The 24609-nt window shown below is 63.1% G+C and carries 20 protein-coding genes; 14 read left to right on the forward strand and 6 right to left on the reverse strand.

Going from position 1 to position 24609, the window contains the following annotated elements; genetic code table 11:
• Nucleotides 1–11: 11 nt before the first annotated feature.
• Genes GTP90_RS21465 through GTP90_RS21475 form a run of 3 tightly spaced genes read right to left on the reverse strand, consistent with a single transcriptional unit; the run spans nucleotide 12 to nucleotide 2980 of the window.
• Complete coding sequence (locus tag GTP90_RS21465) at nucleotides 12–1325, reverse strand: ATP-binding protein (RefSeq protein ID WP_161085451.1); 1314 nt, start codon at nucleotides 1323–1325, stop codon at nucleotides 12–14.
• On the reverse strand, nucleotides 1322–1984 hold the full coding sequence (locus GTP90_RS21470; protein WP_161085452.1) for a response regulator: 663 nt from the start codon (nucleotides 1982–1984) through the stop codon (nucleotides 1322–1324). Before GTP90_RS21470 ends, GTP90_RS21465 begins: the two co-directional genes overlap by 4 nt.
• A gap of 18 nt (nucleotides 1985–2002) precedes the next feature.
• The gene (locus GTP90_RS21475; RefSeq protein ID WP_161085453.1) at nucleotides 2003–2980 is read right to left on the reverse strand and encodes a YncE family protein; all 978 of its coding nucleotides are present in this window, start codon (nucleotides 2978–2980) and stop codon (nucleotides 2003–2005) included.
• A gap of 203 nt (nucleotides 2981–3183) precedes the next feature.
• On the opposite strand from GTP90_RS21475, the gene GTP90_RS21480 reads away from it, so the two are divergent.
• From GTP90_RS21480 to GTP90_RS21495, 4 genes are read left to right on the forward strand one after another with little or no spacing between them, the layout of a single operon-like run.
• A complete protein-coding gene (locus GTP90_RS21480) occupies nucleotides 3184–3837 on the forward strand; it encodes a response regulator (protein ID WP_161085454.1) in 654 nt (217 codons plus the stop codon).
• A complete protein-coding gene (locus tag GTP90_RS21485) occupies nucleotides 3834–5219 on the forward strand; it encodes an ATP-binding protein (protein WP_161085455.1) in 1386 nt (461 codons plus the stop codon). Before GTP90_RS21480 ends, GTP90_RS21485 begins: the two co-directional genes overlap by 4 nt.
• An 8-nt stretch (nucleotides 5220–5227) precedes the next feature.
• Nucleotides 5228–7834: a TonB-dependent receptor gene (locus tag GTP90_RS21490; RefSeq protein WP_217432018.1), complete on the forward strand. Its 2607-nt coding sequence runs from the start codon at nucleotides 5228–5230 to the stop codon at nucleotides 7832–7834.
• A gap of 26 nt (nucleotides 7835–7860) precedes the next feature.
• Nucleotides 7861–8853 (forward strand): YncE family protein, encoded by a 993-nt coding sequence (locus GTP90_RS21495; RefSeq protein WP_161085456.1) that lies wholly within the window; start codon nucleotides 7861–7863, stop codon nucleotides 8851–8853.
• A 52-nt stretch (nucleotides 8854–8905) separates the two neighbouring features.
• Here GTP90_RS21495 and GTP90_RS21500 read toward each other — a convergent pair whose 3' ends face one another.
• A complete protein-coding gene (locus GTP90_RS21500; protein ID WP_161085457.1) occupies nucleotides 8906–9187 on the reverse strand; it encodes a hypothetical protein in 282 nt (93 codons plus the stop codon).
• 165 nt (nucleotides 9188–9352) lie between these two features.
• On the opposite strand from GTP90_RS21500, the gene GTP90_RS21505 reads away from it, so the two are divergent.
• From GTP90_RS21505 to GTP90_RS21520, 4 genes are all read left to right on the forward strand, one after another.
• On the forward strand, nucleotides 9353–9949 hold the full coding sequence (locus GTP90_RS21505) for a hypothetical protein (RefSeq protein ID WP_161085458.1): 597 nt from the start codon (nucleotides 9353–9355) through the stop codon (nucleotides 9947–9949).
• On the forward strand, nucleotides 9939–10178 hold the full coding sequence (locus tag GTP90_RS21510; protein ID WP_161085459.1) for a hypothetical protein: 240 nt from the start codon (nucleotides 9939–9941) through the stop codon (nucleotides 10176–10178). The genes GTP90_RS21505 and GTP90_RS21510 overlap by 11 nt, the downstream gene beginning before the upstream one ends.
• Before the next feature lie 93 nt (nucleotides 10179–10271).
• Nucleotides 10272–12410 carry an ATP-grasp domain-containing protein gene (locus GTP90_RS37050; protein WP_254451981.1) on the forward strand — a complete coding sequence of 713 codons (2139 nt, stop codon included), beginning with the start codon at nucleotides 10272–10274 and terminating at the stop codon, nucleotides 12408–12410.
• Nucleotides 12407–13867: a hypothetical protein gene (locus GTP90_RS21520; RefSeq protein WP_161085460.1), complete on the forward strand. Its 1461-nt coding sequence runs from the start codon at nucleotides 12407–12409 to the stop codon at nucleotides 13865–13867. The genes GTP90_RS37050 and GTP90_RS21520 overlap by 4 nt, the downstream gene beginning before the upstream one ends.
• A 16-nt stretch (nucleotides 13868–13883) precedes the next feature.
• Here GTP90_RS21520 and GTP90_RS21525 read toward each other — a convergent pair whose 3' ends face one another.
• Complete coding sequence (locus tag GTP90_RS21525; protein ID WP_254451982.1) at nucleotides 13884–15356, reverse strand: pyridoxal phosphate-dependent decarboxylase family protein; 1473 nt, start codon at nucleotides 15354–15356, stop codon at nucleotides 13884–13886.
• A 75-nt stretch (nucleotides 15357–15431) separates the two neighbouring features.
• Here GTP90_RS21525 and GTP90_RS21530 point away from each other — a divergent pair, with 75 nt between their 5' ends.
• Nucleotides 15432–15815 carry a flagellar protein FlaG gene (locus GTP90_RS21530; RefSeq protein ID WP_161085461.1) on the forward strand — a complete coding sequence of 128 codons (384 nt, stop codon included), beginning with the start codon at nucleotides 15432–15434 and terminating at the stop codon, nucleotides 15813–15815.
• A gap of 4 nt (nucleotides 15816–15819) precedes the next feature.
• Here GTP90_RS21530 and GTP90_RS21535 read toward each other — a convergent pair whose 3' ends face one another.
• Nucleotides 15820–17913 carry a TonB-dependent receptor domain-containing protein gene (locus GTP90_RS21535; RefSeq protein WP_161085462.1) on the reverse strand — a complete coding sequence of 698 codons (2094 nt, stop codon included), beginning with the start codon at nucleotides 17911–17913 and terminating at the stop codon, nucleotides 15820–15822.
• A gap of 111 nt (nucleotides 17914–18024) precedes the next feature.
• Between GTP90_RS21535 and GTP90_RS36465 the strand changes: the two genes are divergently transcribed.
• The 5 genes from GTP90_RS36465 (at nucleotide 18025) to GTP90_RS21555 (ending at nucleotide 24600) form a co-directional block, all read left to right on the forward strand.
• On the forward strand, nucleotides 18025–18297 hold the full coding sequence (locus tag GTP90_RS36465; RefSeq protein WP_175048177.1) for a hypothetical protein: 273 nt from the start codon (nucleotides 18025–18027) through the stop codon (nucleotides 18295–18297).
• 174 nt (nucleotides 18298–18471) lie between these two features.
• Nucleotides 18472–18870, forward strand: a complete 399-nt coding sequence (locus GTP90_RS21540; RefSeq protein ID WP_161085463.1) for a hypothetical protein — start codon at nucleotides 18472–18474, stop codon at nucleotides 18868–18870.
• Nucleotides 18871–18953: 83 nt separating this feature from the next.
• On the forward strand, nucleotides 18954–20207 hold the full coding sequence (locus GTP90_RS21545; protein WP_161085464.1) for a TolC family protein: 1254 nt from the start codon (nucleotides 18954–18956) through the stop codon (nucleotides 20205–20207).
• Entirely contained in the window at nucleotides 20204–21373 is a 1170-nt protein-coding gene (locus GTP90_RS21550) for an efflux RND transporter periplasmic adaptor subunit (protein ID WP_161085465.1), read from the forward strand. The genes GTP90_RS21545 and GTP90_RS21550 overlap by 4 nt, the downstream gene beginning before the upstream one ends.
• Complete coding sequence (locus GTP90_RS21555) at nucleotides 21373–24600, forward strand: CusA/CzcA family heavy metal efflux RND transporter (RefSeq protein ID WP_161085466.1); 3228 nt, start codon at nucleotides 21373–21375, stop codon at nucleotides 24598–24600. The genes GTP90_RS21550 and GTP90_RS21555 overlap by 1 nt, the downstream gene beginning before the upstream one ends.
• The last annotated feature ends 9 nt before the right edge of the window (nucleotides 24601–24609 follow it).

A 24609-nucleotide genomic window follows, 5' to 3' on the forward strand; every position in this document is an offset into this window, starting at 1 on the left:
GACGTCGAATGTTAAGCCAACGCTGCGAACGGCAGCCGCACCGTGACCACCAACCCAGTTCCGCAAGGGTTGTTGGTCAACTCGATTTCCGCGCCATGACTATCAACGACATTTTTTACGATGGACATGCCAAGACCACAGCCCCATACAGCGTTCCCATCGGGTCGGTAAAAGCGGTCAAAGATCCGCCCTCGCTCGAGCTCTGGGACGCCCGGTCCGTTGTCAACAACCTTCAGATAGGGCTTACCACTCTCTACTCCAACCAGCACATCAACCTGCCCACCCAACTGCGTGTAACGTAGGGCGTTGTCGACGAGATTGTTCAGCATGACCTGCAACCCTTCCGCATGCGCTCGCACTACGAGCGTATGCGTGGCGACCACCATGCCTAAGTCAATCGCCTTACTCTCGGCATAGATGGAATGATCGGCTACAACTTGTCGTGCCATCGTCATCAAATCGACCGACAGGCTTACAGGAGGCGACCGCGTCTGCTCATGGCGAGCCAAGGTCAGCAATTGCTGCACTAGGTGAATCGAGCGCTCCAGCCGCTCGTGCAATTTACGAAATGATGCCGCCCGCTGCGCTTCATCCGTTGAGCGCTCAGCTAATTGCAGTTGGAGCTTGAGTGCGGTGAGTGGCGACCGCAGTTCGTGCGCGGCATCCGCGACAAAATTACGCTGCGCCGACATCGCGCTGTCGATCCGCAGCAGCAGCCCATTGAGCGACGTCACGATCGGCAGCAACTCCAACGGCAGCCCGCTCACTTCCAATGGCTGAAGCGCGCTCGGAGAGCGCCCGCGCACCGCCTGTGCCATCCGTTCCAACGGTTCGGTCGCCTTGCCGACTACAACCCAGATTATCGCCGCGAGCGCTGGCAACAACAGCAGCAGCGGAGGCACGATACGCAGCGCCATGTGGGCGGCCACCCGCTGACGGGTCGAGATCGGCTGTGCTATCTGCACGAAGTAGTTCGACCGCTGCTCCGCATACACCCGCCATCGCTCTCCTTGTGCCGCGATTGTTCGGTAGCCTTGCGTCGGCTGGCGGGGCAGCGCCTGCGACGGTTCGGACAGGTATATCTGCCTGCTCGGACCATTCCAAACCTGTACCAACACCGCGTCGTCGGAATCCGCTTCTTTAGGCACTTTGACCTCGTCCCCCAGCCATAACGGCAGGGCCCAGGCAACCTGACGTAAGCGGAGATCAGATTGTTCGTCCGCCTCATGGTCCGCCATTCGGTACACCAGAAACGCCGCCGCCGAGGTACAGAGAACGGTTCCAAATAACAATCCCGCCAGCAGTTGGGCACGGATCGACTTCATACAATGCTGGCCAGCTTGTAGCCAACGCCTCGCACGTTCTTGATGAAATCGCTGCCCAGTTTTTTACGTAAATGATGGATATAGACGTCGATCGTGTTGCTTTCGATTTCCTCGCCCCAACCGTAGATTTTTTCTTCCAACTGAGTCTTGGACAATACTTCGCCCGGGTTGTCGATAAGCGCCCGTAGCACTCCAAACTCACGAGACGACAAGTGCAACGCCGCGCCGTCAAATGTCGCTTCGTGTCCGGCTAGATTTAGCGTCAAACCACCATGCGACACCATCGAGTTGGTACGACTACCACGCCGGCGGAGAACCGCGCGTATGCGCGCAAGCAGTTCGTCCACGTCAAAAGGCTTGACCAGATAATCGTCAGCACCGGCGTCCAGTCCTTCAATGCGCATCGCAGTGGCATCGCGCGCGCTAACGATCAATACCGGTGTCTCCCCACCTTGAGCGCGATATCGTCGCAATACATCCATACCCTGGCGCCCGGGCAGGCCCAAGTCCAGTACTAGCAAATCATAGATATCCTGCCGTATTGACATTTCCGCCGTCAACCCATCACGTACCCAATCCACGGCATAGCATTCGCTGCGCAGGGCTTCCTCCATGCTCTCGCCGATCATAGGATCGTCTTCTATTAGCAGTAACCGCATGGGAGAATTCCTGACATGTTATGGTGCAGCAACAATAACGGTGAAATGTTGGTTCAATATCGTCGGTAAGTATATACGGCCATTTTGGTGGTCCATGGCCAAGGTGCGAGCACCCTTTTCGGTATGCAGCGTTTGGGTGTTGACATAGTGGTCGGCACCATCCTGGTGAATCATGCTCAGCGACCCGTCGCCGTTCGATGAAAACACCGTAGCGCTGGCAGCAGCGTAGACTACTGCGTCCGCATGCTGGCCTATCGGGGCAGTAGCGACAACCTTGCCGTCGGCGGCACTAACCACCACCATCACGCCGTTCTGGCAAACTGAGAACAAACGCGCATGGATGGAATCTAATGCTAAGCCAGTCGGTTCTTCACAACCTCTTAGCGGCCAACTCGCTACCACCCGGTTGCTGGCTATATCCACGACGGCAATTTCAGCCTTGTCTTCAATATTCACATAAACCCGTTTGCCGTCAGTGACCGCAAATTCCGGCTTACCGTTCAAGGCAATGGTTGCCTTCAATTTCATGCTGGCGGCGTCAAATACGGTAGCATTCTCCGATTTCCCATTGAAGGTGTAAAGGTTGCCGCTACCCTCATCAAACAGGATGGCGTCGGGGTTGACGCCGGAAACTTTCACTTCCTGCTTGGCTTGCAGAGTCCCGAGATCGAACACGATCACGCTGTTGCTGCCGCCGCTACTGGCATATCCCAGCCCCAGTTTCTGTGCGAATGCTACGCCATGCCCGCCCTGCAATCCGTCGATCCGACCCGCGAACTTGCCCGAAGGCAGATCGAGCACTTGTAAGTGGTCGCCTCGCGTCATGAACAGACGCTGATGCACGGGTTCAACATCTAGGTAGTCCCAACGGCCAGCCTCGTCAAACGTCCATTTCTGAAGAACCGAATAATCGGCGGCATTGACTTCCGGCAAGACAATGACAAGCAGCAGTGACAGTAAGAGCGACTTATTAAACATAATGGAGTTGCCTTTCATGTTGACGAACCGTACTGCGGATCCACAGTCTAAATACGGTTCTATTAAGTCAGCATTAACAACCAGCCAAATTCGGGCCTATCAACCCCCACTGTCTTTCAACTAAGTTTGCTGTAATCAAGCCTACATATTTGCTCGCCATACTTGCCTCTTGTTCAAGGCGCGGGATAGTCCGGCGCCTGCGAGTTAAAGGATGGCCCGGCGTGCGCGTACTACTGGTGGAAGATGATGACATGGTCGGCGAGGCGATGCAGTTGGCGCTCCAGCAGGCGGCTTTCGTGGTCGATTGGGTCCGCGACGGCAGGAAGGCGCTGGAAGCCGTCTTCGACCATTACGACATGGTGCTGCTCGACCTCGGCCTGCCCGGCTGCGACGGCATGACCGTCATGCAAGCGTTGCAGCAGAACGCGCCGCTGCTGCCGGTGATGATCGTCAGCGCCCGCGACGGGCTCGGCGACCGCGTGCGCGGACTTGACTTGGGCGCCGACGACTACATCCTGAAGCCGTTCGACATGCCGGAGTTGCTGGCGCGCATGCGCAGCGTGCAACGCCGCTACCGCAAGCAAAACGAGCGCCATATCGGCACCGACGCCATCCGGCTCAACCTCGACTCCCTGTGCATGAGCGTGGGCGAGATCGAGGCGCCGCTGTCCCAGCGCGAAGCGTCGTTGATGCAAGCCCTGCTTGCAAGGCCGGGAGCGATCCGCTCGCGCGAAGCGCTGGAACGCGAGGTGTACCACAGCGACGACGACGTCTCCAGCAACGCGCTGGAATTCCTGATCTACTCCATCCGCCGTAAATTCGGCCAGTCCACCATTCGCAACGTGCGCGGCATGGGCTGGGCGGTGGCTAAATGAGCGGTTTGCGCTCGCTGCAAGTCAGGTTGGCCTTGTCCCTGGCTGGCGTGATGCTGGTCGCCGCCGGCATCGCCGGCACCGTTTCCTATCGCACCGCCTTCCACGAAGTCAACGAGCTGCAGGACGACCAGCTGCGCCAGATGTCGGCGCTGGCCGAGCGGCGCCACCTGGCCACGCCTCTCGGTTTGCAGGACCTCGACAATCATGTAGTCGACGTCGGCGCGCGCATCATGGTGCAACTGCTGCATAAGGGCGCGTGGGGAGAAGTGGAAGGCGCCGAAGTACCGCTGCCACTGGCTGCCGATCTGCCGGACGGCTTGCAAACGCTGGAGGTGCAAGGCCAGCAGCGGCGCCTGTTCATCCGCACGCTGCCCGGCGGCGAGCGCGTGGCGGTCAGCCAGAGCACCGTCGTGCGCGATGAAGTGGCGCACAACGCCGGCAAGACCACCATTGTACCGATCGCCGTGCTGATCCCGGTGCTGGCGCTGGCGATGGTCGCCCTGATACGGCATATGCTCGCGCCGGTCATGCGGCTAGCCCAAGAGCTCGACGAACGCGGCGACGATCAACTGGCGCCACTCGACGACAGCGAAGTGCCCAGCGAAGTCCTGCCATTCACCGCCGCCATTAACCGCTTGCTGCATCGAGTTGAACTGGCGCTCGCGCAGCAGAAACGCTTCGTCGCCGATGCCGCCCACGAGTTGCGCACGCCGCTCACCGCCATCTCGCTGCAAGCCGAATTGCTGGCTGACCTGAACCTGAGCGAGCAGGCCCAGCCCAGATTACAGTCCCTGCAACGCGGCATCTTGCGGGCGCGTCACCTGGTAGCCCAACTGCTGCTCCTTGCACGCCTGCAAGGCCGCGATGCCGCGAACCGGGATGCAGTCGCCGTGGGCTTTGTATGCCAGAGCGTATTGGAAGACCTGCTGCCGCTGGCCGATCAAAAGCAGGTCGTGCTCACCGCCAATGTGGACATGGCGTGCAGCGTGTGCTCGAACACGATGGATTTAGGCGCCGTGCTGCGCAATCTGATCGACAACGCCATCCGTTACATCCAGCCGGGCGGCCAGGTGGATATCGACATCGAATACCGCGCCGCGGCGCTGCACATCTGCGTCAGAGACAACGGTCCCGGCGTGCCTGAGCACGAACGCGAACTAGTGCTGTCGCCGTTTTATCGGGGCGCCGCCATAACCGGCACGGGCTCCGGCCTGGGGCTGGCGATCGTGCACAACATCGTCCAGCGTATGGCCGGGTCGATCGCGCTGAGCGCCAGCCTGCCCGACGCCAGCGGCCTGATGGTGCGCATTGCCCTGCCCATCCCTGCCACCGACCCCTCTTCCCTTGCCACCCCAGTCCTAGACGTTCTTCATTTTCAATGAAAGTATGTATGCAAACCAGACCAATCCAGCAAGCGCTCCTTCCCGCCCTCATCAGCCAGCTGTTCCTGATGCCCGCATACGCGGCCGACCCGGCGACTGCCGCGCCGTCCGGCGAAGCCATCCAGGTGATCGTGGTGGACGCCCAGCGCGCCACCAACGCCAATGCGCGGCAGGCGCAGGAACAAGCGCCTAATCTAATCAACCTGATGACGGCGGCGGAGATGCGCAAGCTGCCCGACGTGAACATCGCCGAATCGGTGCGCCGCATTCCCGGCATCTCGTTGGAGACCGACACCGGCGAGGGACGCTTCGTCAATATCCGCGGTCTCGACGCCGACCTCAACAGTACGACCTTCGGCGGCCTGCGGCTTCCGCCGTCGAACAACGCCTCGCCGTTCGGCGGCGGACGCGCGGTGGCGCTAGACGCGATTCCGACCGGCCTGGTCGGCGCGATCACGGTGACCAAGTCCAATCTGCCGGAGCAGGATGCCGAGGCGCTGGGCGGCACCATAGAAATCACGCCCAAGACCACGCCCCGCAACGGCAAGCCCTTCCTTGAAGCGCGCATCGGCACCGGACGCGAATCGCTGCGCGGCACCAATATCGCCGACCTGTCGTTGACCACCGGCACCCGTTTCGGAGGTGACGGCACGGATCGAAGCAGCGGCAATGCTTATGCCTCCCACCCTTTCTCGATCGTCGTCACGGCCGCCTACTATGAGGACAAGCGCGGCATCGACGATGTCGAACCGGCCTTCCTCGACGACGGCGTCCATTCCCCATTGACCTACGCCGGCTGGGACCTGCGCTGGTACCAGTATCACCGCCGCCGTCACGGCGTCGGCATCGACCTTGGCTACCAGCCTGACGCGCGCAACAGCTATTACATCCGCGGCTTCGACGCCGGCTATACCGAATCGGTGTTGCGCCAGCGCCTGACGGTGACGCCGGACGGCGCGCCGGTCGCCACGGCGAGCGGCTTTATTGACGGCATGGGTGCCAATGGCTTCGACAAGACCTTGCGCGACGAACAAGAAACCATCAACAACAAGGTGTTCATGGCCGGCGGCAAGAACCAGCTGGAACACGCTGTGCTGGACTACCGCCTGGGGTATACGCGCGGCTCGTACAACAAGATGCACGACTATAACTCCGACTTCAACTACACGCCATCGGGCGCGCCCACTGTCAGCTATGCCAACAGCGGACCCGGCAATGTGCCGGCGTTCACCGTGAACGGTGCGGACTACCTGAATCCTGCCAACTATGCACTGGTCAAATTACAGAACAGTACCACCGACATCTCGGACCACGAATGGTCGCTGGCCGCCAACCTAGCATGGGATACGCGCATCGGCGGCTACGATGAAGAGAGCCTCAAGGTCGGCGCCGGTGCGCGCCTGCGCAAACGCGTGGTCAACGGCCAGCCCTATTCGTTCGACAATCCGCCGGTACTGCCGCTGACCGCAGCTTCGGGCGGTCCCGGCGTCACGTTCTATGACGGCCACTACCAGAACGGACCGCAACTTACGCCGGGACTGATGCAAAAGCTGTATGGGAGCCAGCAGGTGGTGTCGGCCTCGGATGCGGAAAACGCCGCGCTCCAGTACCTGCAGGACAAGGAAGACGTCTACGCCGCCTACGGCCAATACCAGATACGCTCCGGCGCGCTGGGGGTGACCGGCGGCGTGCGCGTGGAAGCGACCCGCGCCAATTATGCCGCCAACGCCAAGGGCGTGGACGCCGCCGGCAATTCCATGATCCAGCCGGAGAACCGCGACCGCAACTACCTCAACTGGTTCCCCAGCGTGCAGGCGCGCTATGAACTGGGCGGCTCGACGCTGTTGCGCGCGGCCTTCTCCTCGACCATCGCCAGGCCGGGCTTTAGCCAGGTATCGGCCTCGCTCAATATCGATCCCGGCGCGAACACTGTCACCAAGGGAAATCCGGAGCTGAAGCCCACCACTGCCAATTCGTTCGACCTGTCGTTTGAACGCTATCTGCCGAACGCCGGCATCGCCTCGATCGGCGTCTTCGACAAGGAAATCAGCAATTACATTGCGGCCAGCCAGAGCAACCAGACCTTTCCCAACAACGGCTTGTTTGCCGGTTTTGTTGGCGTCGCCCACGTCTACTCGTTTGCCAATGTGGGCAAGTCGACCGCGCGCGGACTGGAGCTGAACTACGAGCAGCGCTTCACCGCCTTGCCAGGCTGGCTCGGCGGTCTGGGCGCCAGCGCAAACTACACCTTCGTCGATTCGCGCTTCGAGATACGGCCCGGCGAAACCTCGAGCCTGCCATCGACGTCGCGCAACACGGTCAACGCGGCCGTCTTCTACGAAGCAGGTCCGTGGAATCTCCGTTTGGGCATGTACACCCTGTCGCGCAACTTGTGGGCCATCGGCGCCCGCGCGGCGCAGGATGTGTATTCCGAGCGCCGCACGTCATACGATTTCGGCGGGGCGTACGCCTTCAACAAGCACGTGTCGCTGTATCTCAACGCCAAGAACCTCAGCGACACGCCGCTCAAGTTTGCCGAGGGCACAGCCAACCGCACCATCCAGCGGGAGTTCTACGGCGCGACCTATCAGGCCGGCGTCAATCTTACTTATTGATCTTCACCCACCACCTAGGACACGATATGAACCAAACCGCACGTTACACCGTCCTGCTCGCCCTGGTGCTGGGCCAGTTTTTCACACCATCCAGCATGGCGGCGACCACCGGCTACGCCATCCACGACCGTATCGCCTTGAGCGGCGATGGCAAATGGGACTACGCCAGCATCGACGCCAGCCACCAGCGCCTGTATATCACCCACGGCAAGCAGGTCCAGGTGATCGACCTGGGCACGCATGGAATGGCAGGCGCCATCGCCGGCACCGACGGCGTGCACGGCGTCGCATTCGCGCCGGAGCTGAACCTGGGCTTCACCAGCAACGGACGCTCGGACAGCGTCACCGTGTTTGCGCTCGACAGCTTTGCCGTCAAGCGGCAAGTCAAGGTTAGCGGAAAGAATCCCGACGCGATCCTCTATGTACCGCAAGCCCATCACCTGTATGCTTTCAATGGCGGCAGCGCCAATGTCACGGTATTCGACGCGCCTGGCATGCAGATCGTCTCGACCATCAAGGTCGGCGGCCGACCGGAATTTGCGGTGACCGACGGCGCCGGTCGCATCTACTTCAACATCGAGGATAAGAATGCGATCGAGGTGATCGACATCGCGGCCGGCAAAGTGATCGCGCACTGGCCACTGGCCGGCTGCGAGGAGCCGACAGGACTGGCGCTCGACATGGCCCATGCGCGCCTGTTCGCCGCATGCAAGAACAAGCTGGCGACGGTGGTCGATGCGCGGGACGGGAAACACGTGGCCGACTTCGCCATCGGCATCCATCCCGACGCCGTCGCCTACGACGCGGCGACCGGCCGCATCTACGTCTCCAACGGCGACAGCGCCACGCTGACCATTGTCCAGCAACTGACACCCGATCGGTACGACGTGCTGGCCCAGGTGCCGACTACGGTTGGCGCCAAGACAATGGCGTTCGATCCCGCAACCAAGTACGTTTATTTGCCGGCGTCTATTGACGGAGCATTGAAGGTGCTGGTGGTCACTCCCGAGGGCAAATAGTCCCGACGATCAGGCATGCCTCGGCACAGCCGCCCTCTCCAAGTGGAAATTTCTATGTTGCAGGCTTGCTGGCGGCAATTTTTGCTTCCAAACGCTGCGCCTGTCGATCGCCGTTATGCGCCTCCGCAGCAGTTTGTGCGGGGGTTTCAGCGGCTTCCTTAGCGGCCGCTGCCCTTGCGGCCGAACTGATTGACACGGTGTCCGTCGACGCTTTCGGCGTCGCCGCCGCGTCAGTACTCTTCTTGTCGGCTACCGGCGCAGATGCCGTGGAGGGCTTCGGTACTGGCGTGGCCGCCACTGCCGCAGTTGCATTGGTGACACTTGAGATGCTCATGATCTTCCCCTGTTATCAGGGCAAAATCACCCTACACTTATTATCGGCGCGTGCCATCCAAACTTGAACACGCAATATATCTCTGCAACTTTAATGCTACATTAAGTTACATGGATATACATTGGATCTTCTCGTGGCCGCAGGGTCTAATTTTTAAGATGCATAATGAGACTATCGGTAAAGACCTTGATTGCAGATTGTGTAAATGAAGTCATCAAGGCGCACTACCCGATGCAATATTATTCGCTTTGCCACGTCTATGCGATCGTCGGCGCCAACTTGATCAGCATAGCGACCGCCCGCGATTTCCGTCCCGTCGCCGGCTTGGCGGCGGTTGACTGCGGCAATGGACGCTTGATGCTGATGGCGGACGACACCGCGTTTGCGTGTAGTGAAGGTGGCGCATACCACTGCTGGATCGAGTCCGTCGGCGACGCTCATTCGGATCGCCAGATTGTCGATCTGACGTTTCGCCATAATCACATCTACGCCGAAAACAACGGTTTTCATTGGACCCTGGCACCACCTCCCGCGTTTCTTTGGGGACTGCAATCCGATCTTCTGTTAAACGCTACGCTGACGAGCCTTCCGAGGACTTTCCCCGAAGGTCAAGTGTGGCTATCGGAAACAGAAGCCGGCACGGCATGGATGACGCAACAGTTGTTGGAGCATCAGAACGCGTTCGTCACCTTGACGGCAGAGGCGTTGAGGCGTTTTAGTCGTGGACTATTATCACCAGAGAGCGACTTCAATGAAATATAAAGTCGTCACCGTGATCGTCAACCTGCTCGAAGACCCACCGACCATCAGCGAGGCCCGCGCGGAAGTGATAGACACCAAAAAAGCTAGCAACTTTGATGCATGCATCAGCATCCAGGATGTCGAAGTCACTTATGAAGGCCATTGGAATTATCGAAACAGCCCAAACCGCATCGAAAATCCAAGTGCCAAACTCAAGGTACTTTCGGTCGAGCCCATAGCAGGTAGTTGACGCGGCAAACCAGTTGATGGTGCGGACTGTCCTTTAATCGCAGCTTAATAATCGCTCCCATAGTATGGCGTCATGCAGCTACTGGGGCGCCTCTTGATCATTACCGTACATCCCGAAGTCTGGAGCGCAGCCCTGACTAAGCCGCCTGAGCTACGGCATGCGCCGGCGCCACAGGAACTACTGGCCCATCTCGAGCAAGTAAACGGTTATGCCGCGCGAGCGACGACAGTCAGCGCCGATTTCTCCGCTGACGTTACTGAGGCGTTGCGCGAACTGCCGGACGCGGTGCGCGCGCGGCTGAAGGAAAATTTCCTGGGCGTGTATTTCGTCTCCGGCGCAGGCTCCTCCGCCATCACCGACATTGTGGTTGGACCGGACGGCGAATTTCACGGCATCGCCATCGCGCTCGATGTCGACGCCGTCTCCGGTCGCAGCGCCAATGAGTGGGCCAGTTGGCGGGAAAACATGCCCTTCGCGCCTACCGCCTACCAGCTCAAGGTTCGCATCGCCGACACCGAGCATGACAATCGCAAGAACGCCATCCAGCTCTTGCTACTGCATGAGATCGGCCACGTGCTCGCGGCAGGACGATCATTGGTACCTGACTGGTGGCTGACGCCCGGCGAGACGCACTCCGCCGGCGACTATTCCTTCCTGCAGCTGTCATGGCGCCTCGCTGCCGACGGCAAAGTCGAGCCCCTGCCGCGCAACGATTTCCCCCAGCAGCGACAGCTGACCTACTATCATCAGCCGTTGCTGTCGGCCGACGACATCCTGGCAGCCTATCGCTCGCTGCTGACCACCGATTTCTTCACCATGTATGCGGCCCAAAGCGCGGACGAGGACTTCGCCGAATCATTCGCCATGTATGTGCACACGGAGTTGCTGCAAAAACCCTACTTCGTGCGTATCTATCACGGTGAACGCCTGCTGTTGCAATACGCGACGCAATGGGACGAGCCCCGCTTTGCCGAAAAATTCAAGCTGCTGCGGCAGTTCATGCCCGACGAACTGGCCGCCGCACGGCAGCCGTTTGCACCGTTGATCGGCGTCTCACCCTTGATGCGCCGCGCCTTCCGCCAGCAGGACATGGCGCCCATCGCCAGGGCGCTGGTCGAGCGCGCCCATGCCCATCCACTCGACGCCAATGCCTATCTGGACTGTTCGACCGTGCTGCAATTGACCGGCGACCGCGACGTCGCGCTCGAGGTGCAAGCCGAGGCGATCAAGCTGCAAGCGAGTTACATACTCCCCGCCCCGAACGGCGCACCGGGGCTGCGTCTTCTGGTTATCATGGGCCTTGGCGACCTGATGTCGAACACGCCCATCGAATTCCTGCTCGAAGACAGCGACGTGACGACAGAACTACTGTACCTGACCCAGCAGACGCCCTGGCCGGAAGCCCTGCCCGAACACGACGTCCTCATGGTGGCTCTGGCCGAATCGGACATCAACCAGCCGCTGCTGCAGCGCCTGTCCGAATTTCTCACTGACTGGCCGGCGCCGGTGCTGAACCGGCCGGAGCGCATCGCCGTCCTGTCGCGCGACGGTGCCTGTGCAGCGCTAGCGGGCACGCCCAGACTGGAAATGCCGCAAACCGCACGCATCACTCGTGCTGACTTGGCCGCCCTGTCTAATGCTCCCGCCACGCTGCGCCAAATCCTGCCAGACGCCTCCTTTCCGTTGATTGTGCGTCCGATCGGATCGCACGCCGGCCATGATCTGGAAAAGTTAGAGAGCGCCGCCGACCTGCCAGCCTATCTCGAACGCGTCGGCGCGCAAGGCTTCTACCTGGCCCGCTTTGTCGACTATCGAGGTCCGGGCGGCATGTTCCGCAAATTCCGCGTGGTGCTGATCGACGGTCAGCCCTTCGTCTGCCACTACGCCATTTCCGAACACTGGATGATTCATTATCTCAATGCCGGCATGGACCAGAGTGCCGAGAAACGCGCCGAGGAAGAACAATGCATGGCACAATTCGACCAGACCTTCGCTGTGCGTCACCGCAGGGCGCTGGATGAGATCAACCGTCGCATCGGCCTTCCCTATCTGGGCATCGATTGCGCCGAGACGCCGGATGGAAAATTGCTGATTTTTGAAATCGATAACGCGATGATTGTGCATGCCATGGACGACGAGCAGATGTACCCATACAAACGACCCGCAATGCACAAAGTCTTTACAGCCTTCCGCCAACTGCTGGAGCAGTTGCGCCAAAGGCCGCAGTCTTGAGCGCGGTGCTTTCTACAACACTGCCATCCACCACCATACTGTTGGTGTCGGGTGGCGACCGCCGCATCGCACTCGATCCGCAGTCCGGCGTCAACCGCTACGGGACCCGGCCACTGCCGGATCCGGAACTGGTGCAACTAGGCTCCAGCACCGCGTCCACGATCACCGAACACGGCTGGCTGGCCGCCGACGCTCTGCGCCGCACTCTGCAAGTCGCGCTGATCCGCGACGACGACGCTGCGGTCTACGCCGAAGGTATGGCGCAGCTGCGGCGTGCCATGCTCTCTATGCTTGGCTGTGAAGCGGACGACACGCAGGCGGTGTTCGCGGCCTCCGGCACTGACATGTTGCTGCTGGTCGGCCAATGGCTGCGTCCTGGCTGCACCGTGATGATCGATCCCGCAGAAAGCGGCAGCGGCGTGCCGCTGGCGCTGCGCGGACGTCACTTCGACAGTCAGTCCGCCTGTGGCGCCAGTCAGACACCGGACGCACAGGTGGGCGCCTGGCGCGGCGTCCTGCGCACGCTGGCGGTCAGAAATGGCGACGGCAGTACGCGCGCCAGTCATGACATCAACGCCGAGTGCGAGGCCGCCGTCGACGCCGCGGCAGGCAGCGGACAGGAGGTGCTGTTGGTGGTGACGGACGTCAGCAAGACCGGCATGATCGTGCCGGATATCGAATGCGCGCTGAAGCTGCGCCGGCGCTGGCCGAAGCAGATACGCATTCTGGTCGACGCCTGCCAGTTCCGCCTGTCCTCCTCCACCGTGCGCGGCTACCTGGCGCAGGATTGCCTGGTCGCCGTGACCGGATCGAAATTTTTGGGCGGGCCGACGTTTTGCGGCGCACTGCTGGTGCCGGCGGCCAGCGTGGCACGATTGAGCCGGCAAGCGCTGGGAAAGGCATGCGCGGCCTATTCTCAGGCCGCTGACTGGCCACCCGGCTGGGAGGCGGCGCGCGACTTGGGAAACGGCGCCAATTTCGGCTTGCTGCTTCGTTGGCATGCCACGCTTGCAGAGTGGAGCTGCTTCGTGCGGCTGGAGCCGGTTGCATTGAACAACAAGGTGCTGGATTGCGTATTGGCGCTGCGCGCACGGTTGGCCGGCGACAGCCGGTTCGAAGCGCTGCCCGTGCCCCCGCTGCGCCGCACCGCGCTGGGTACACAGGCGGGGTGGGACGGCGAACAAACGATTTTCCCGTTCCTGATATTGAACCACGGCCAGCCCCTGGCCCATCAACAGTGCGTCCGCCTGCAAATGCTGCTGCGGGAAGGCGGGATGGGGGTGCCGCGTTACGCCCTGGGACAGCCGGTCGCCTGCGGCACGAGAGACGATGTGGCCGTTTCCGCGTTGCGCCTGTGCCTGGGTGCGCCGCTACTGGCGACGCTGAAGTCCGAGGCGATCATCAGCCTGGCGATGGCGGCGTTGGACCGTACTGCGCTGCTATCCATGCAGCTCTGACGCTGAATCGCTCCGCTCATTGAGCCGCAAGCCGGGCTTGCGCCAGTTCCTCCAGCGCCACGAGCAAGGCATCGATGTGACGCTCGCCGCTGCGGTGGTTGACCACCGCCACCCGTATCGCCAACTGCCCGTTGATGTTGGCCAGCGACGGTGCCGCCACGCCGGACTCCTGCAGGTCCGCCACCAACGCTGCGTTCAAGCTATCCGCATCGACGCCGCGATGACGGAAACAGACGATGTTCAGCGACACTGGCGCCATCAGCTCCAACGCCGGCCGCGCCGCGACCTGCTGTGCGAGGTAGCGCGCCAGCGCGCACGTGGCGGCGATCACCTCGCCCAGCCTATCGCTGCCATACACCTTGAGTGTGAACCAGGTCTTCAGCGCCCGGAAGCCGCGCGACAGGTCCGGGCCGAAATCGCAGGGCCAAGGCGAACCGGCGGCCATGCCGCGCTCGTCGCGCCGCAGATAGGCGGTCGGCAGCGCGAAGGTTTGCTGATGCATTTCACTATCACGCACCAGCACGAAACCGGCGTCATAAGGCACTTGTCCCCATTTATGAAAATCGAAGGCGATCGAGTCGGCTTGCTGGATACCGTCCAGCCGTCCCGCCAACTGCGGCGACAACATAGCTAACGCGCCATAGGCGCCGTCGACATGGAACCACAGCCCGTGGCGCTGGCAGACTGCCGAGACCGCCGCCAGATCATCCACCGCACCGACATCGACCGTCCCGGCGGTGGCGCATACCATGAACGGCACGCGGCCGGCGGCACGATCCTCGACGATGGCCGCTTCCAGCGCCGTCGTGTCCATCTCGAAACTCTCATTCACCGGCACCGTTCGCAGCGCCGCAGTGCCCAGCCCGGCCAAGTCCATGGCCTGCGCGATGCAGCCGTGGGCGGAACTCGATGTATAGGCCACCAAGCGATTTCCCCACCCTATACCCTGCCGCCGCACTTCCGGGCCCAGCGCCCGCCTGCGCGCCACCAGCAGGGCGATCATATTGGCCATCGACGTGCCGGTGACGAACAGGCCACTCGCGGTGTCAGGAAAGCCAAACAGCGCCGCCATCCAGCGAGCCACCTGGAGCTCCAACTCGACGGGCATCTGATCGCGACCGCCCAGGTTGGCGTTCAATCCCGCAGCCAGCATCTCGGCCAGCATGCCAACCGCCGTACCACCGCCGTGTACCCAGCCGAAAAAACCGGGATGCGCATTTCCCACGGCATAAGGCAGAATCTGCCGCATGAATATTTGATGCACTTCCGACAACTCACTGCCGGCTCGCGGCAGCGGCTCGCGCAGCGAGGCCCGCACCAGGTCCGGAATCGGCTGCCAGACCGGCCGCTGCTCCAGCGCGCGCAAGTAGTCGATCATGTCGTCGAGCATGCAGTGGCCTTGCTCGCGCAAAGAGTCCCAATCAGCGGGATCCAGCGATTCCTGCGATGTAAATGTCATAAATTTTGTGCTTTCCCTCAATTTTTTCAAAGTCCCGCCGTAACCCAAGATAGGGGTGAGTGTATCCGCAATGCGCCCCGCCCCCGCTGATGAGGAAGCAAGACAATGAACATAGGACCGCGGGTTACCACCGGTGCCACGCCGCCGCCAGCCGAGACAACGGCGGCGCAGGCACGTCCGGCCGCAAGCACGGCGCCAAAGGCGGCCGCCGACAGCGCGGCACGGGCGACGCCAGCAGCAAAAGTCACCGGCAGCCCGCCGCCCAAACCAGCCGACTTGAAAAATTCCGTAGAAGCCATCAATCGTTTCCTGAAAGTCAACAGCGAAGTGCAGTTCAGTATCGACGAGGCCAGCGGCTACTCGGTGGTCAAGGTGATCGACACCGAGTCCCACAAAGTGTTACGCCAATTCCCCTCCGAGCAAGCGCTGGAAATCGGCAAGGATCTGCAGAACTTGCCAAAAGGTTTGTTAGTCGACAACAAGGCCTGACCCGCTATTCGTAGTTAAATTCCGCGTCCTTGCTCTTCTTCACGCCACCGAAGGTGTAGGCCAGGCCGATATACGCTACTTGTCCCGTCTGACGACGACGGTAGGTGCCGCTGAAATCGGCCGTATCGTAGACCCTCCGGTTGCGTTGGCTGTTCAACAGATCCGATACGGTCGCCACCAGCGTCAGCGCCTCGTCAATCTGGTGGCGGTAGCCGGCATTGAGGACGCCAACCGGCATCACATACCCCTGCGGCGTCAAGCGCTTGCCACGGTAGTTGGCGCTGAGCTGGACCCGATCACGTGCACCGGCTTGGTAGTCGAGCGTTCCCTTGCCATTGAATCCCAGGCTGAAACGGCTGCCGCCCGTGCCCAGCGCTTGCGTATTGATCTGGTTGCAAAACGCGTTGCCGCTGACATTGAAGCCCCATTTGGGCGTCAGCTTGCCCGCCGAGCTGAACTCGATGCCGCCGGACTGGTTGGTCGGTAGGTTGGCCTTGGTAATCAATACCACGTCGCCATCAATCGGCGTCAGCACTTCGGTGTCGCCGTCGCGGCTACGGCGGTAGTACGCGATCAGCCCGTAAGAAGCGCCGCCTCCTTCGCGCCGGTAGCCAAGTTCCAGCGCATCGGTGATTTGCGGCCGCAGCGCGGGATTGCCCTGGCGCAGGTTCTTGGGATCGGCGGCGTTGACGTAGGGATTCAGGTCTTCCGGGTCCGGCTTGCGCACGCGCTTGCTGTAGCCTACCGTCAGCACGTCCTGCTCGTTCAGCGTGTAGAGCAGGTTCAGCGTCGGGTAGAACTTGTGGTAATGTTGGCCGCTGGTGTCGCCGGAGACCTGTTGCAGCGTGTGGATGTCGACCTGCTCCAGGCGCAAACCGCCTAGCAGTTCCAGCATGCCGTTCTTGACGCCGTAGGTCGTATAGGCCGCGCTGACGATCTGGCGGTAGCGGAAACGGTTGTCCGTCGCATGATTGACGGCCGGCGGTTCGCCCGCGCCGCTGGCGCTCCAATTGTTGAAGCCGTTGTGGTCGGACTCGATATCGTAGCCCAGCTTGAGCGTGGCGCCAGCGCCGTAGGGCCGCACGTAGGAGCCGCTGAATTTTGCGATGTCGTACACTTCCTGGCCGAAATCACGCTGCAGCGCGGGCGCCGCGTCGACCGCCACATAATCGTACTGGTTGGTTTCTATCGAGTGGCTGCGCTGCATGTAGAACGACAGCGCTTCGCCCGGCAGGGGCAGCTTCTGGTCGAAGCTCATCGCCCCGCCGGCATCAGCACGGGGACCACCGCCGCGGCCGGAACGCTGATAGACCGGCCCATCGAATGGCGCGGCATTTTCCGTGCTGATACGGTGCTCGCTGCGGCTGGCGTAGTCCAGTGTCAAGCCCATGGTCCGGCTGGCGTCCGGCGCGTATCTGACGCCGCCCTTTCCGTACCAGCGGTCGTTGGATTCATCCTGTACCTGGTACGAATAACCTTGCGCGGCATCACGCGGACCCGCCTGATTGTCGCTGATGCGCCGGCGAGTATCCTGGCGCTTGCCCAGACTGCCGTTGAAGTCCAGCGCGCCGGTGTTGTAGCTACCACTCAGGTTGGCGTTGTGCCGGCCTTCGTTGCCCATATTGGCCAGCAGTTGGCCGGAACCGCCCCGCTTACGGCTTTTCTTGGTGACGATGTTGATAATGCCGCCCGAACCGTCCGGCTTGAACTCCGCCGAAGGCGATGTGATGATTTCGATCTGTTCGATATCGGCGGCTGCAAAGCCCTGCAAGGCGCCGCCGCGGGCGGCGCCTTGCATCTGGCTGGAAGGCTTGCCGTCGATCAGCACGGTAACGCTGGTATCGCCACGCAGGCTGACGGTGCCGTCGATATCCACCTCGACCGATGGGATATTGTTCATGATGTCGGCGGCGCTGCCGGTGGCCGCTTGCAAGTCCGCATCAGCACGGTACACTTTGCGATCGATCTTGTTGATCACGTCGGCACGCTTGCCAGCCACCACCACCGTGGCCGGCGCATCGGCGCTCAAGGTTTGGGCGTTGGCAAGCGCCGCGCAAGTAGCAAGCGCGGCAGGAATATAAATGCGGCAGGGAGACATTCGGCGTGGACTCTTTTAAACAGGATAGGAATAGCCGCCATTAGATCAAACCCAACGTTAAAGCGGCATTAAGGTTCAAGCGGCAATCCGCCAAACCTGACACTTGATCAGGTGCACCTTGAGCAGAACGCTTTTCTCGTTCCTGATGATCTTGATGGTCAGCAGGATCCGGAGAAGTGGGTGCAGCGCAGATGGCAAATGTTCTTTAAAGGTTTTCTGGTGGAGTGGTACGGTTCCATCGCCGTACTGTTGTTCATGGCGATCTTCATGGCCTGGATACATTACAAGGGACGAAAGAAGCGCATTCTGGAGCGGAAGCGTCGGAACGAACTGGCCAGGATTCCCCCCAAAATTACCATGGCCAGCCGAAGAAAAAAGAAGTAAAAATAGTTGGCAAGGGCCTTGCGATAGGAACGCGGAAGGTTTTTTTGTTTGATACGATGTCGGCGACCTGACCGACCTCATGCTCGCCGCGTCGATCGGGGTTTGACATTCCTTCGAGTTCGCGGGATATAATGCCCAGCTCAACCTTATCCGTCCCGGTCCGCCGGCGACTTCATGAAAAAAGCACTGCTCATTCTGATGATGCTGTTATTGCCATGGCAGACCGCAACCGCCATGCAGCGTAACCTCGTCCATTTGTTGGGCGGTGGCGCTGACGCGGCCGTCGTCAGCAAGCACATCGCCGAGCATGAAGCCCATGTCCCGCATCATCACGACGACGACGATGACGATGACGATGACGACGCCGGCGCGGGTCCGCATGAAGACCATTCCAGCAAGTCTGTGCAGCACCTGAGCGACTACGAACATGGCGGCAGCCTGCAGCTGCTGCTCCAGGCGCCCGCGCCCTTGCCGGTGTCGGCGCCGGCCGACGCGCCGCCGGTCTTTGCCGGCCTTGCCTATTCGGATCGGACCACCCTTCCCCCGCTCCGCCCTCCTTGCCTGCCCGCGTAGCGCGGGCTGCCTAGTCACGTCCGTCCACTTGGCCGGGACGCCGCCCGCCGTACTGCATCCATTTCCATTTTGCAGGGGCTTTCATGTCTATCTCACTACCACGCGGCCGCATGCCGCATGGCGCTCTGCTGTCGCTGCTGCTCGGCGCGACGGCGGCAGCGCACGCAGAAACACCTTCTTACGCCGAGCTGCTGCGGCAGGCGCAGTCGCGCGCCCCCCAACTGCTGGCGCAGGCCGCCAGCACCCGGGCAGCGGCGGCCGACGCGCTGCAGGCGCGCGCCTGGAACAATCCGTCGCTCAACGTGACTGCCGAAAACCTCGGTGGGCCGAAGCCTGGCGGCGTCACCCAGCGGCAGGACACCTATACACTCACCCAGGTCTTCGAGGCCGGCGGCAAGCGTAGCGCCCGCATCGAGGCAGAGGCGCGCAAGGCCGACGCCGCCGGCATCCAGGAGAAGCAGGCCCGCATCCTGTACGCCAACGAACTGGCGCTGGCCTACGCCACCGCCGAGGCGCTGCAATTGCGCAGCGAAGTCGCCGACGGCGACGTCGCCCGCGCCGAGGAGGATTTGCGCGCGGCGCAGGCGCTGGTGAAGGCCGGGCGCGAAGCCGATCTGCGCGTGGCCCAGGCGAGAGCGAGCGCGGCGGCGTCCCAGGCTGCCGCCCAGTCGGCGGCCGCCGCTGCCGTCGAGGCGCTGGAACGACTGTCCGCGCTGGCCGGCGCCGCTGAATCCTACACCCGCATTGATCGTCCTTTCCTGGCCGTCGCCGCCGCCCGCCCCGTGGCCCAGAACTGGTCGGCCGAACAGGCGCCCGCGTTCGCCAGCGCCGCCGCCGAACGCGATGCCGTGCAGGCGCAGGTGCGTGTCGAGGAAAAGCGCTGGATGCCCGACGTGGGCGTCAGCGTGGGCATGCGTAAATTCGGCTGGAGCAACGAGAGCGCGGCCGTCGTGGGCGTCACGCTCAATGTGCCGCTGTTCGATCGCAACCAGAGCGGCGTGAACGCCGCCACGGAACGCGCCAACGCCGCCACGCTGCGTCTCGAAGCCGCGCGACTGGAAACGCTGGCCCAGCACCGTGCCGCCCTGGCGCAAATGGCGGCGGCCGAGCGCAGCCTGCAAGCGGCGCAACTGTCCGAGTCCGCCGCCACCGAGGCATATCGTCTCGGCCGCATTGGCTACGACGCCGGCAAGACCGCGCTGATCGAACTGCTGGCGATACGCCGCGCCCTGTCCGAGGCAAAAACGCTCACCATCGAGGCCAGTCTGGCCCGCGTGCGCGCCATTGCCACCCTGTCCCTGGCCGAAGGCCGCATCGCATTTGGAGAAGCACCATGATGGAACCACATAAACGACCGATGAGCTGGCCGCTGGCTGGCTTACTGGTGGCGCTGGCCGCCACGCTGGGCTTCGGTGCCGCGCACTGGTTGGGCCGTCGCGACGCGCCGGCCGCCGCGCCGGTGGCCGCCACGGCGCCGGCGCAGCCGGCAGCCAACCCGGAAATCAAGATACCGGCCGAATACCTAGCGATCGCCAAGATCGCCGTCGAGGCCGTCGGTAACGGCGACGCCGGCGCGCAGATCCTGTCGTCCGGCACCGTCACCGCCCCGCCCAACAGCGAGGCGGTGGTCGTGGCGCGCGCGGCCGGCAATATTGCGCGTATCAACCGGCAACTGGGCGACACGGTGAAGGCCGGCGAAGCGCTGGCCCAGGTGGACAGCATGGAAGCGGCCAGCATGGCGGCCGAGCGCAGCGTGGCCAACGCCAAGGCCGAACTGGCCCGCAAGGCCTATGCCCGCGAAGCCTCGCTGTTCGAGCAAGGCGTGTCCCCCCGCCAGGACATGGAGGCGGCCAGGGCCGCCCTGAGCGTGGCCGAGAGCGAGGTGCAGCGTGCGGCGCTCGTGGCGCGCGCGGCGCACGTCTCGGCCGACGGCAAATCCGTGGCCGTGATCAGCCCGATCGCCGGCACGATCACCGCGCAGGCCGGCACGTTGGGCGCCTTCGTGCAGCCGCAGACGGAACTGTTCCACATCACCGGCCATGGTCCCATGCAGGTGGAGGCGTCGATTGCGGCGGCGGACATCAGCCGGGTCAAGGCGGGCGACAAGGCGACGGTCATCGCGGCCAGCGGCGAGCCGATCGCCGCGACGGTGCGCAGCGTGACCACGGCCGTCAGCGGCAGCGCCCGCGCCGCCACGGCGGTGCTGACACCGGACGCCAGGACCGCCACGCTGGTGGCCGGGGAAGGCGTGCAGGTGCGCTTCCATCTGCAGGCCGGCGCCGCCGGCCTGGTGGTGCCGGAGGACGCGGTGCAAAACATCGAGGGGCGTGACGTGCTGTTCGTCCGCACCAGGGATGGCTTCCGCGTCCAGCGGGTGCTGGTGGGCGAGCGCAGTGGCGGCAGCGCCCGGATCGTGTCGGGCGTGCGCGCCGGCGAGCTGGTGGCCACCCGCAACGCCTTTCTGGTCAAAGCCGACATGATCAAGAGCGCCAAGGACGAATGATGATCGATACCCTCCTTACCGCTTCCGTACGCTCGCGCTGGCTGGTGCTGTGCATGACGCTGGTGGTCGCGCTGGTCGGCGCGTGGCAGCTCAATGTGCTGCCGATCGACGTCACGCCCGACATCACCAACAAGCAGGTGCAGATCAACACCGTGGTGCCGACGCTGGGCCCGGTGGAGGTCGAGAAGCGCGTGACCTTCCCGATTGAAACCGCGCTGGCCGGCCTGAACGGCGTGGAGAGCGTGCGTTCGTTCTCGCGCAACGGCTTCAGCCAGGTCACCGCGATCTTCAAGGAAAGCGCCGACCTTTACTTCATGCGCCAGCAGGTCTCCGAGCGCCTGTCGCGCGCGCAGAGCGACCTGCCGGAGGGCGCCGTGCCGCAGATGGGCCCCGTGTCAACCGGCCTGGGCGAGGTGTTCCACTACAGCGTGGAATTCCTGCACGCCAACGGCACCGGCGCACCGCGCAACGACGGCCAGCCCGGTTGGCAGAGCGACGGCAGCTTCATGACCGAACAAGGCGAGCGCCTGCCCGACCGGGTGGCGCAGCTGGCCTACCTGCGCACCGTGCAGGACTGGATCGTGCGCCCGCAGCTGCGCACCACGCCGGGTGTGGCCGATATCGATTCGCTGGGCGGCTACGTCAAGGAGTACGTCGTCGAGCCGGATTCGGCCAAGCTGGCGGCGCTGGGGATTTCCTATGCCGAACTGGCGCGCACCATCGAGGAAGCCAACGTTTCGGTCGGCGCCGACTACATCCGCCGCTCCGGCGAAGCCTATCTGGTGCGCGCAGACGGCCGTCTGCGCAGCCAGGACGAGATCGCCCGTGCGGTGATCGCCACCCGCAACGGCGTGCCGGTCACGGTGGCCCAGGTGGCCAAGGTCAATATCGACGGCGAGCTGCGCCGCGGCGCGGCCAGCCGTGACGGCAACGAAACGGTGATCGGCAGCGCCCTGATGCTGGTCGGCGCCAACAGCCGCACCGTCGCCGGCGCCGTCGGTGACAAGCTCCAGGCGATCAAGACCACGCTGCCGGCCGGCGTCACCCTCGTGCCGACGCTCGACCGCTCGCAGTTGGTGATGGCCACCATCGGCACCGTGGCTAAGAACCTGGCCGAAGGCGCGCTGCTGGTGGTGGTCATCCTGTTCGCCCTGCTGGGCAACTGGCGCGCGGCGCTGATCGCCGCGCTGGTGATCCCGCTGTCGCTGCTGATGAGCGCCGTCGGCATGAATTCATTGGGCATTTCCGGCAATCTGATGAGCCTCGGCGCGCTGGACTTCGGCCTGATCATCGACGGCGCCGTCATCATCGTCGAAAACACCTTGCGCCGTCTGGCCGAGCGCCAGCGGCACGAGGGCCGCATGCTGGTGCTCGGGGAGCGGCTGGAGGAAGTGGTGGCCTCCTCGCGCGAAATGCTGCGCCCGACCATCTACGGCCAGCTGGTCATCTTCCTGGTGTTCCTGCCCTGCCTGTCCTTCCAGGGAGTGGAAGGCAAGATGTTCTCGCCGATGATCATCACGCTGATGCTGGCCCTGGCGTCGGCGTTTGCGTTGTCGATCACCTTCGTGCCGGCGCTGATCGCGGTGATGATGAAGGGGCCGTTCGCGGAGAAGGAAGTGCGCGCCGTCGACGCCACCAAGCGCCGCTACGCGCCCTGGCTACGCCGCGCGGTGGCCACGCCGCTGCCGTTCATCGGCGCCGGCGTCGCCGTAATGGTCCTCGCGCTGGCGGCGTTCGCACTGGTCGGCCGCGAGTTCATGCCCACGCTCGACGAGCAGAACCTGAATCTGTCGTCGGTGCGCATCCCATCGACCTCCATCGACCAGTCGGTCGCCATCGATCTGTCGCTGGAGAAGGCGGTGTTGACTCTGCCCGAGGTCAAGATGGTCTACTCCAAGGCCGGCACCGCCAGCCTGGCGGCGGACCCGATGCCGCCGAACGCCTCCGACAACTACATCATTCTAAAACCTAAAGATGAGTGGCCTGCGGGCGTGACGACCAAGGAGCAGGTGATCGAGCGCATCCGCGAGAAGACCGCGTCCCTGGTCGGCAACAACTACGACGTCACCCAGCCCATCGAAATGCGGTTCAACGAATTGATCGGAGGGGTCCGCAGCGATGTGGCGGTGAAGCTCTACGGCGACGATCTGGACCAGCTGTCCGAAGCCGCCAAGGGCATCGCGGCGGTGCTGCGCAAGACCGCCGGCGCGGCCGACGTGCGCGTGGCGCAGACCGAAGGCTTCCCGACCTTCGACATTGTTTTCGACCGCGCCGCCATCGCCCGCTACGGCCTGACCGTGAAGGAGGTGGCGGACACCATCTCCATCGCGCTGGGCGGACGCGCCGCCGGCCAGGTCTTCGACGGCGACCGCCGGTTCGACGTCGTGGTGCGCCTGCCGCGCGGACTGCGCGACGACCTCGATGCGCTGGGCGCCCTGCCCGTCATGCTGGCCGGCGCCGACGGCGGACAGCGCGCCTCGGTGCCGCTGCGCCAGCTGGTGCAGTTCCGGTTCACCCAGGGCTTGAACGAGGTGAGCCGCGACAACGGCAAGCGCCGCATCTACGTCGAGGCCAACGTCGTCGGACGCGACCTGGGCAGCTTCGTCGACGACGCCCAGCGCCGCCTGGCCAGCGAGGTCCGGCTGCCGGCCGGCACCTGGATCGAATGGGGCGGCCAGTTTCAGAACCTGAAGGCGGCCACCCAGCGGCTGGCGGTCATCGTGCCGATTTGCCTCGTGCTGATCGCCGGCGCGCTGTACCTGGCCATCGGCAACGCCATGCTGACCGCCACCGTGCTGACGGCGGTGCCGCTGGCCCTGGCGGGCGGGGTCTTCGCGCTGATCTTGCGCGGCATGCCGTTCTCGATTTCGGCGGCGGTCGGTTTCATCGCCGTTTCCGGGGTGGCGGTGCTCAACGGGCTGGTGTTGATCTCCGCCATCAACAAGCGCATGGCCGACGGCATGGACGCGGCGACGTCCGTCATCGAGGGCGCGCTGGAACGCCTGCGCCCGGTTCTGATGACGGCGTTGGTCGCCTCGCTGGGCTTTGTGCCGATGGCGATCGCCACTGGGACCGGCGCCGAGGTGCAAAAGCCGTTGGCGACCGTGGTGATCGGCGGCCTGCTCACCTCCACCGTGCTGACCTTGTTCGTGCTACCGGCGCTGACCGCGATGGTGCTACGCCGCCGGAAAGCGCCTCGCCCGGCGCAGCTCCCTGAGCTGGCTTAACCTGAGGAC

The organism is Duganella vulcania (assembly GCF_009857655.1).
Classification (GTDB): Bacteria; Pseudomonadota; Gammaproteobacteria; order Burkholderiales; family Burkholderiaceae_D; genus Rugamonas; species Rugamonas vulcania.